9 protein-coding genes and 1 pseudogene are annotated in these 8,941 nt (G+C 69.9%); 6 read left to right on the top strand and 4 right to left on the bottom strand.

The window, feature by feature from the left end:
* Nucleotides 1-308, bottom strand: a pseudogene (locus tag BMZ18_RS13840) (hypothetical protein); the annotation flags it as partial.
* Nucleotides 309-453: 145 nt separating this feature from the next.
* Here BMZ18_RS13840 and BMZ18_RS13835 point away from each other — a divergent pair.
* Together BMZ18_RS13835 and BMZ18_RS13830 are read left to right on the top strand one after the other, a co-directional pair.
* Nucleotides 454-954 (top strand): glutathione peroxidase, encoded by a 501-nt coding sequence (locus BMZ18_RS13835; RefSeq protein ID WP_068103019.1) that lies wholly within the window; start codon nt 454-456, stop codon nt 952-954.
* Between the two features lie 84 nt (nt 955-1,038).
* Nucleotides 1,039-1,776, top strand: coding sequence for a DUF2334 domain-containing protein (locus BMZ18_RS13830; protein WP_068362991.1), 738 nt, complete (start codon nt 1,039-1,041; stop codon nt 1,774-1,776).
* Between the two features lie 59 nt (nt 1,777-1,835).
* On the opposite strand, the gene BMZ18_RS13825 is transcribed toward BMZ18_RS13830, so the two are convergent.
* The gene (locus BMZ18_RS13825; RefSeq protein ID WP_068362995.1) at nt 1,836-3,404 is read right to left on the bottom strand and encodes an FAD-dependent oxidoreductase; all 1,569 of its coding nucleotides are present in this window, start codon (nt 3,402-3,404) and stop codon (nt 1,836-1,838) included.
* Nucleotides 3,405-3,468: 64 nt separating this feature from the next.
* On the opposite strand from BMZ18_RS13825, the gene BMZ18_RS13820 reads away from it, so the two are divergent.
* On the top strand, nt 3,469-4,065 hold the full coding sequence (locus BMZ18_RS13820; protein ID WP_068362998.1) for a helix-turn-helix domain-containing protein: 597 nt from the start codon (nt 3,469-3,471) through the stop codon (nt 4,063-4,065).
* Between the two features lie 18 nt (nt 4,066-4,083).
* Complete coding sequence (locus BMZ18_RS13815; protein ID WP_068363001.1) at nt 4,084-5,727, top strand: FAD-binding dehydrogenase; 1,644 nt, start codon at nt 4,084-4,086, stop codon at nt 5,725-5,727.
* On the opposite strand, the gene BMZ18_RS13810 is transcribed toward BMZ18_RS13815, so the two are convergent.
* Entirely contained in the window at nt 5,724-6,368 is a 645-nt protein-coding gene (locus BMZ18_RS13810) for an MBL fold metallo-hydrolase (protein ID WP_068363004.1), read from the bottom strand. The two genes, BMZ18_RS13815 and BMZ18_RS13810, sit on opposite strands and share 4 nt — an antisense overlap.
* A 108-nt stretch (nt 6,369-6,476) precedes the next feature.
* On the opposite strand from BMZ18_RS13810, the gene purS reads away from it, so the two are divergent.
* Together purS and purQ are read left to right on the top strand one after the other, a co-directional pair.
* Entirely contained in the window at nt 6,477-6,710 is a 234-nt protein-coding gene (gene purS, locus BMZ18_RS13805; RefSeq protein ID WP_068103008.1) for a phosphoribosylformylglycinamidine synthase subunit PurS, read from the top strand.
* Nucleotides 6,707-7,396 carry a phosphoribosylformylglycinamidine synthase subunit PurQ gene (gene purQ, locus BMZ18_RS13800; RefSeq protein ID WP_068103006.1) on the top strand — a complete coding sequence of 230 codons (690 nt, stop codon included), beginning with the start codon at nt 6,707-6,709 and terminating at the stop codon, nt 7,394-7,396. Before purS ends, purQ begins: the two co-directional genes overlap by 4 nt.
* A gap of 1 nt (nt 7,397) precedes the next feature.
* On the opposite strand, the gene BMZ18_RS13795 is transcribed toward purQ, so the two are convergent.
* Nucleotides 7,398-8,690 carry an alpha-amylase family glycosyl hydrolase gene (locus BMZ18_RS13795; RefSeq protein ID WP_068363007.1) on the bottom strand — a complete coding sequence of 431 codons (1,293 nt, stop codon included), beginning with the start codon at nt 8,688-8,690 and terminating at the stop codon, nt 7,398-7,400.
* Nucleotides 8,691-8,941: the final 251 nt, after the last annotated feature.

The raw sequence follows: 8,941 nt of genomic DNA, 5'->3' as shown, positions 1-8,941 counted from the left end.
AGCAGGGTGCGGGCCGCCCCCTGCGTGATCGACAACGTGGTGGCGATGGTGGCGGCGCAGCGGGTGTGCGCATCGAGCTCACGCCGGTCCTCGTCCTCGAAAGGCTCCACGAGTTCGGCGTGCATGGCGGCGGCGAGCTGATATTCGAACCATTTCAGGTACGCGACGCCGGCGGCGGCGTGGACCAGCGCGTCCAGCGCCTGCGAGGAGGGGAGGTCAATGGTGGCGGGCAGACCGAGGGCGGCGTGGTCGAGCGCAGCCCACGGAACGGTGCCCGTCGCACCTGCCCCCACCTGCACACCGACCATGACTTCGACCCCCCAGTCGCTCGTATGTTCGAGTGTACCGGCACCCACCGACACGGTCCATGACACGCACGCACGAATCGACGGCCGGCCAAGTCTGCGGCACCACCCGGTCGTCCCGGGGGTTACTCATCGGTACTGTGACCGCATGACAGAACTGCAGAACATCGGCATCACCACCCTGGGTGGGGCGCCGACGTCGCTCGACGAGTACAGCGGCCGAGCGGTGCTCGTGGTCAACGTGGCATCGAAGTGCGGCCTGACGCCGCAGTACACCGCCCTCGAGAAGCTGGCGAAGGACTACTCCGACCGCGGCCTTTCGGTCGTGGGTTTCCCGTGCAACCAGTTCGGCGGCCAGGAGCCCGGCTCGGCGGAGGAGATCGAGACCTTCTGCTCGACCACCTACGGCGTGACCTTCCCGCTGATGGAGAAGATCGACGTCAACGGGGAGAACCGGCACCCCGTCTACGAGCATCTGGTGCAGACACCGGACGCCGACGGCGAGGCCGGCGACGTCCAGTGGAACTTCGAGAAGTTCCTGGTCTCGCCGGAGGGCGAAGTGGTGGCCCGCTTCCGTCCCCGCACGGAGCCGGATGCCCCCGAGGTCCTGGCCGCGATCGACAAGGTGCTCCCGGTCCCGACGCTCTGACCGGCGCCGACGTCCTCCCGGCGTTCGTCGGGAGTTCACGCGTGAGACGAACCGTCGTACACCTCGGTGTGCGACGGTTTTCTCATGACCGCACGTCTGATCGTGTCCGTCTCCGGAATCCGTGACGAGACCTGCGACGCCGCCGCCGAGTTCGCCGCCGAGATGGACCGTCGCAACCTGTCCCTCTCGCTGCTCGTGGCGCCGCGCCTCAAGGACAAGTACCGGCTGACTCGCGACCCCGAGACGCAGGACTGGCTCCGGGCCCGACGCGAGCACGGTGATGCGATCGTGTTGCACGGGTACGACCAGGCAGCGACCAAGCGTCGTCGCGCCGAATTCGCCGTCCTTCCCGCGCACGAGGCAGGCCTTCGTCTGCGGGCTGCCGACCGCGTCATGGAGGAGATCGGCCTGCGCACCCGCGCCTTCGCCCCGCCGCGGTGGGTCGCCTCGCCCGGTGCGATCTCCGCACTCCCGGCGGTCGGATTCCGCCTGTACGCGGGACTGACCGGAATCTCCGACCTCGACCGCGGCACCGTGGTGCGCAGCCGCGTGTTCGGCATCGGGGAGGGATTCGGCGCCGGGTCCGGTGGCTACGTGTGGGAGCCGGGAACGTCCGAGCCGTGGTGGTGCCGCGCCCTCGTGATGGGTGCGGGCCGGGTCGCGCGTCGTGGCGGCGTGGTGCGACTGTCCGTCAGCGCCAAGCAACTCGGCCGGCCGGGCCCCTGGACCGCGATGCTCGACGCCGTGGACCTCGCGTGCTTCCACGGCGCCGAATCCGCTCGCTACGAATGGATCTCGCGGACCCGGTCGTCGGCCGCCTGACCGAGAACTACCGCGTGCGCCGCACGGCTGTCATCACCGCGTGCGCCGCACGGCTGTCATCACCGCGTGCGCCGCACGGCCACCAGAATCTCGTCGTCCACGTGATGCCCACCCGCTCCGGCGGGCGGCGCGGGGCGGGGCCGGGTCTCGTCGACCCTGATCTCCCACTCGGCCGGGTCGAGGACGGCGCCCACCTCGCTGGGTGACCAGAAGTCCGTCGGCTCGAATCCGATCCACGAATGACCCTGTACCCGAGCGTGACTCACCATGAGCAGTGTGCCGCCCGGCGCGACGGTCGCCGCTAGTCGACGCACCGCGTCGTCTCCGTCGGAGCGGAGAATGCCGAAGTAGTGCATCGTCACCAGGTCGAACGACTCCTCGGGCAGCGGATCGTGCATCAGGTCGCGGGTCTCCCAGGTGACGGAATCGTCGAGGTCTCGCGCCCGGTCCACCGCCACCGCCGAGATGTCCACACCCGTTGTCTCCCAGCCCTGCTGGGCCAACCACACGGCGTCGGCACCCTCGCCGCAGCCGACGTCCAGGGCCCTCCCCGGTGTCAGCGGCGCGGCCACCAGGGTCAACGGCGGGTTGGGATTTCCGCTCCATCGACGGTCCGACTCGCGGTAGAGCTCGTCCCAGAACGCCCCGTCGAGCGTCGGCCTCTCGCCGCTGCGGGCGACCGCGGCGTCCGTCTCCTCCATCACGAGTTCGAGGTTGGTGTGCGCACCGACCAACGAGCCCTGCGCCGTCGCGGCGATCACGGTGGCCGACGGGTCGGACACGTTGCCCGCCACGCGAACTCCGGGGACGGACGTCGCACCCGTCGGATCCGCCTCGATCACCTCGCCGAGACCCATGGTGTGGGGAACCGCGTGCAGGCCGAGCGAGGCGAGCAGTTCGCTCCGGGCGCTGAAGCGCAGCCCCACGGCGAGCGCGTCGAGAGGAACGACGGTGCCGTCGGCCAGGGTGACACCGCTGAGGGCGTCGTCGGCGGTCTCGACGGACGTGACCGGCGTGGTGACGATGTCGACGCCGCGCGCGCCGAGTCGCGTGCGCTCGTCCTCGGTCGGTTCCGCGCCGTCGGTCAGGTAGACCATGCGATCCGTCCACTGCCGCCACAGCGTGGCGTGATGCAGGCTCATCGGCGACGTGCGGAGGACGCCGATGCGGCGGTCCCGGACCTCCCAGCCGTCGCAGTACGGGCACTGGACGACGTCCCGACCCCACCGCTCGGCCAGGCCGGGCACGTCGGGCAGGTGGTCGGTGAGTCCGGTGGTGACGATCAGCCGGCGGGCGGTGAACGTCGTGCCGTCGTCGGTGGTGGCGGTGAAGTGGCCGGCGTGGCCGCCGAGATCGGTGACGGTGGCGTCGACGACGCGGACGTCGTACCGGTCCAGATCGGCCCGCCCGTGCTTCAGGTAGTCGAGCGGGGAGGTGTGGTCGCGGCCGAGCACGCCGTGCATGTGCGAGGCGGGCGCGTTGCGGGGAGTGCCGTTGTCGAGGACGACGACGCGGCGACGGGCACGGCCCAGCATGAGTGCTGCGCTCAGGCCCGCGGCGCCGCCACCGATCACCAGAACGTCGGAGTCGGACCGGGAGTGGGGGGCGGACTGGGTGTGTGCGGTCATGGCTGCCACTGTGAGGCCGTATCGCGTATTTGACAAACATTGTTGCGGAAACTGCAATAGACGTATGGACGACGGTACGGACGACGTGGACGCGGTGCTCTCGGCGATCGGGCCTCGGCTGCGGGCGCTGCGACGCAAGGCCGACGTGACGCTCTCCGTCGTCGCCGAGCGCACCGGCATCCCGGTGAGCACGCTGTCGCGGCTCGAGTCGGGTCAGCGCAAGCCCAGTCTCGAACTGCTGCTGCCCCTGGCGAAGGTGTACGAGGTGCCGCTCGACGAGATCGTGGAGGCCCCCGAGACCGGTGACCCGCGGGTCCACCTGAAGCCGGAGAAGCGTCACAACGGGATGATCGTGGTGCCGCTGACCCGCCGACCGGGCGGCCTGCAGGCGTACAAGACCATCGTCCCGGCCGGTCCGCCCGTCGCGGAGCCGACCCTGCACTCCCACGAGGGCTACCACTGGCTCTACATCCTCAGCGGACGACTGCGCATGATTCTCGGGGACCGCGAGGTCGTGCTGAAGCCGGGGGAGGTGGCCGAGTTCGACACCCACCTGCCGCACTGGTTCGGTTCCGCGGACGCTCGGCCGGTGGAGTACCTCGGTATCTTCGGGCCCCAGGGCGAGCGGATGCATCTGACCGCCCAGTACCCGCCGCGATGACGTTCTACGCTGGGTGACATGACACGTGACGCCGACGTCGTGGTGGTGGGGGCCGGACTCGCGGGGCTGGTGGCCACCGCGGAACTGGTGGAGGCGGGCAAGCGGGTGATCCTCGTGGATCAGGAGAACGAGGCGAACCTGGGCGGTCAGGCGTTCTGGTCCTTCGGCGGGCTCTTCCTGGTCGACAGTCCCGAGCAACGGCGCCTCGGCATCAAGGACTCCTACGACCTGGCCCTGCAGGACTGGATGGGCGCGGCGACGTTCGATCGCCCCGAGGACCACTGGCCGCGTCAGTGGGCGGAGGCCTACGTCGCCTTCGCGGCGGGGGAGAAGCGCAGCTGGCTGCGGGAGCGGGGCTGGAAGGTCTTCCCGCTGGTCGGGTGGGCCGAGCGCGGCGGTTACGGGGCGACGGGCCACGGCAACTCCGTCCCGCGTTTCCACCTGACCTGGGGAACCGGACCGGGCCTGGTCGAGGTCTTCGAGCGCATCGTGCGCGAGGGTGTCGAGCGCGGCTCCGTGACCTTCGCGTTCCGCCATCGTGTCGACGAGGTCGTGGTCACCGACGGCGCCGCGACGGGCGTCCGTGGGGCGGTCCTGGAGCCGACGACGGTCGCACGCGGGGTGTCGTCGTCGCGAACCGTGGTGGGCGACTTCGAGATCCGGGCCGACGCCGTCCTGGTCACCTCCGGCGGCATCGGGGGAAACTGGGAGCTGGTGAAGAAGAACTGGCCGACGCGCATGGGTCGGGTGCCGCGGCACATGCTCTCCGGCGTCCCCGCGCACGTCGACGGTCGCATGCTCGAGATCACCGGGCGCGCAGGCGGTCACGTGATCAACGAGGATCGCATGTGGCACTACACCGAGGGCATCACCAACTTCGATTCCGTCTGGCCGAACCACGGCATCCGCATTCTGCCGGGCCCGTCCTCACTGTGGCTCGACGCGACCGGACACCAGCTGCCCGCGCCGCTCTTCCCCGGATTCGACACCCTCGGCACGCTCGAGCACATCGTCTCGACCGACCACGACTACACGTGGTTCGTGCTGGACCAGAAGATCATCGAGAAGGAGTTCGGGCTCTCGGGGCAGGAGCAGAACCCCGATCTCACCGGCCGCGACGTGCGCAAGCTTCTCGAACGGGTGCGACCCGGCGCTCCGGGCCCGGTGGAGGCGTTCAAGACTCGCGGCGAGGACTTCGTGGTGGCCGACTCCGTCGCCGAACTCGTCGCCGGGATGAACAAGATCGGTGACGTCGAGCTCGACCCCGCGGCGATCGAAGCCCTGCTCGTGGCCCGGGATCGCGAGATGGACAACGACTTCGGCAAGGATCTGTCCGTCTCGGCGATCCACGCCGCACGCAAGTACCGCGGCGATCGGGTGGCCCGCATCGCCTCGCCCCACAAGATGCTCGACCCCGCGAACGGGCCGCTGATCGCCGTCAAGCTGCACCTGCTGACGCGAAAGTCGTTGGGCGGCCTGGAGACCAACCTCGACTCTCAGGTCCTGCGTGCGGACGGATCGGTGTTCCCCGGGCTCTATGCCGCCGGTGAGGTGGCGGGGTTCGGCGGCGGCGGCGTGCACGGATACCGCTCCCTCGAGGGAACGTTCCTCGGGGGCTGCATCTTCTCCGGTCGCGCCGCCGGCCGCGCGCTGGCCCGCTAGATCGTGACGCCGGATTCCTCGTCGACGGTGCGGAATTCGGTTGCCTCGGGCGACAACTGGTCGTAGAGGCCGTACCAGAAACCGCGCGCCTCGGGCGAGACGACGGCCTGGTGGATGGGGAACGCCACACGCGGTGCGACGGCACGCAGGAAATCCACGCCCTCGCTGAGCTTCATCCACGGCGCGGCGGCGGGCAGTGCCAGTGCCTCGACGGCGGTGTCGGGCACGAACAACGAATCGCCGGGGTGGTACAGCTGCCCCGGACGCTCGGCCGACCCCAGCAGGAACGCGATGTTGTCGATCAGCGGGACGTCGGGATGAATGGTGGCATGGGTGCCGCCCGCGCCGGTGATCCGCAGATCGCCCACCGACAGGACGTCACCCGCGTGCACAGCGGTCCAGCCGTCCCCGAGCTGCTCCGCCGTCTGCGGATCCGCGTACCGCGCGGCACCAGGGTTGGCCTCGAGCAGTGCCGGCAGCCGATCGGTGTCCACGTGGTCCGCGTGCTGGTGGGTGATCAGGATGGCGTCGAGCCCGGTGATGCCCTCGAACCCGTGCGAGAACGCCCCGGGGTCGAACAACACGGTGGATCCCTCGAGCGAGACCTGGATGCACGAATGTCCGAAGTGAGTCAGCTCCATCACCCGAGTATGCGCCGGGTCCGGCGCGGCGTACCGCGGACGCGAGGTGGTGTGCGCGGCGGTTAAACTTGCCTGCACGCTCACCCCCGATGTTCAGGAGCACCCACCGTGGCCCGTGTCGTAGTCGACGTCATGCCCAAAGCGGAAATTCTCGACCCCCAGGGGCAGGCCATCGTCGGGGCGCTCCCGCGTCTCGGCTTCGCCGGCATCTCCGACGTCCGCCAGGGCAAGCGGTTCGAGCTCGAGGTGGGAGACGACGTGGACGACGCCACGCTCGAGTCCATCGCCGAGACCTTCCTGGCCAACACGGTCATCGAGGAGTGGAAGGTGACCCGGCTGTGACTGCTGCGACGGGCGCCCGCATCGGCGTCATCACCTTCCCCGGCACGCTCGACGACATCGACGCAGCCCGGGCGGTGACCCTCGCCGGTGGCGAGGCCGTCGCCCTGTGGCACGGCGATGCCGACCTGAAGGGCGTGGACGCCGTCGTCGTGCCCGGTGGTTTCTCCTACGGCGACTACCTGCGCGCCGGCGCGATCGCCCGGTTCGCGCCCGTCATGACCGCCGTGGTCGACGCCGCCCGGGGCGGGCTGCCCGTGCTCGGCATCTGCAACGGGTTCCAGGTGCTGTGCGAGGCCGGGTTGCTGCCCGGTGCACTGACGCGAAACGCCAACCTGCACTTCACCTGTCGTGATCAGTGGCTGACGGTCGAGAACACCGCCACCGCGTGGTCCTCGCGGTACGAGGCGGGCGCCGAGATCCTGGTCCCGCTGAAGTCCGGCGAAGGCCGCTTCCAGGCGTCGCAGGCCGTGCTCGACGAGCTCGAGGGTGAGGGCCGCGTGGTGTTCCGGTACGCCGGTGACAACCCCAACGGCTCCCAGCGCGCCATCGCCGGCATCGCCTCGGAGAACGGACGCGTGGTGGGCCTCATGCCGCACCCGGAGCACGCCACCGAGGCCCTCACCGGCCCCAGCGACGACGGGCTCGGCATCTTCTACTCCGCGCTCGACGCGGTGGTATCCGCCTGAGCTAGCTTTGGACGACCGCCCACGTGTGGGGCGGGAGGGTGTCGGCGACGCCGTCCGCGGCGGCGAGGACGTCGCCGCCCGGGCGTGCGACTGCGTCGTCACCGAGATTCGAGGCGAGCCGCAGAGTCGTGCCGTCGTGCGTCGCGCGCAGCGTGAGCGCGGTGTTGGTCAGCGTCTCGACGTCGACGGTGGTGGTGCGCAGCCACGGGAAGCGGCGGCGCAGCGAGATCATCGTCTGGTGCACCCGGTAGCGCGGCAGGCCCAGCGGGGACAGCTCGGCGGGCGTGGCGGGGAACGTGGGGCGGATCTCGTCGTCGCCCCCGACGCGGTCCTCCTTCACGCCGCGGAACCCCTGCTCGTCGCCGTAGTAGACGGTGGGCGTGCCGGGAACGAAGAACAGCAGCGCGGTCGCGATGTCGACGTCCCGGTCGTCGCCGAGGGTCGACGCGATGCGGGTGACGTCGTGATTGCCGACGAACGTGGCGGGCACGAACGTCGGCAGCAGCGCGTCGTGCCGGCCGAGGGCGTGGGCGAGTTCGAAGAAGTTGCCGTCGCGCAAGGCGCTCCAGGTGGCCTTCCACAGCTCGTACTGGGTGACCGAGTCCACGCCCGACTTGCCGACGTACGCGGCGTAGTCGCCGTGGATCATCTCGCCGACGAACCAGGCATCCGGATGCTCGGCGCGCACGCGCGGCAGTACCGCGGCCCAGAACGACGGGTCGACGGCGTACGCCGCATCCAGTCGCCACCCGTCCGCCCCGCGGGCGAGCCAGTGGGTCATGATCTCGACGACGTGATCGCGCACCTCGTGATTACGGTGGTTCAACGCCACCAGGATGTCGTGCCCCTCGAACGACTCGGGATGGTCGCCGGACCACCGAATGCGTTGTCCCGCCGAAGAATCGGGCCCGTCACGCAGGGCGTCGACCACCCACGGGTGGTCACGGCCGACGTGGTTGAACACGCCGTCGAGCAGGATCCGGACGCCCTTCTCGCGGGCGGCCGCGACGAGGTGGTCGAAGTCCGCGTCGTCCCCGAGGCGAGGATCGACGGTCAGATGGTCCACGGTGTCGTACCCGTGCGTCGACGACGCGAAGACGGGGCCGAGCGCGAGCCCGTTGCAGCCGAGGTCGATCAGGTAGTCGAGCCACGACTCCACGTGCGGCAGCCGGTGAGTCAGCGGCGCGCTCTCCCGCTCGGCGCCCGTGAAGCCCAGCGGAAAGACCTGCCACCAGACGGCGTGGGCCACCCAGTCCGGTTCGGTCGACGCGGGTGGGGCCGGGTGGTCGGACACGGCTGTCTCCTGGAACTGATCGAGGGTGTGTGGGCGCGAGCACGACGGTAGTCGGTGGCGACGACGTGTTGTAAAAGTGAACAGACGATGTTGCTGTTGCGGCAGTGATCTTGGTGTGACTTGTTGACGCGGGCGAGCGTGGTGCTCGCCCCTCACCTCCACAGAAGGAGCCCGCCCGTGTCGTCCTCCCTGACCGACCTCTTCTCGTCCTTCGAAGATCTCTCGGACTTCGTCACCGCGCTCGGCACCAT

The organism is Rhodococcoides kroppenstedtii (assembly GCF_900111805.1).
Taxonomy (GTDB): domain Bacteria; phylum Actinomycetota; class Actinomycetes; order Mycobacteriales; family Mycobacteriaceae; genus Rhodococcoides; species Rhodococcoides kroppenstedtii.
This window is presented reverse-complemented; position numbering and strand designations above follow the sequence as displayed.

What these genes read in the sequence shown, in the direction of transcription:
- BMZ18_RS13835 (WP_068103019.1), top strand. Translation starts at nt 454, where the DNA reads ATGACAGAACTGCAGAACATCGGCATCACCACCCTGGGTGGGGCGCCG.
- BMZ18_RS13830 (WP_068362991.1), top strand. Translation starts at nt 1,039, where the DNA reads ATGACCGCACGTCTGATCGTGTCCGTCTCCGGAATCCGTGACGAGACC.
- BMZ18_RS13825 (WP_068362995.1), bottom strand. Translation starts at nt 3,404, where the DNA reads ATGACCGCACACACCCAGTCCGCCCCCCACTCCCGGTCCGACTCCGAC.
- BMZ18_RS13820 (WP_068362998.1), top strand. Translation starts at nt 3,469, where the DNA reads ATGGACGACGGTACGGACGACGTGGACGCGGTGCTCTCGGCGATCGGG.
- BMZ18_RS13815 (WP_068363001.1), top strand. Translation starts at nt 4,084, where the DNA reads ATGACACGTGACGCCGACGTCGTGGTGGTGGGGGCCGGACTCGCGGGG.
- BMZ18_RS13810 (WP_068363004.1), bottom strand. Translation starts at nt 6,368, where the DNA reads ATGGAGCTGACTCACTTCGGACATTCGTGCATCCAGGTCTCGCTCGAG.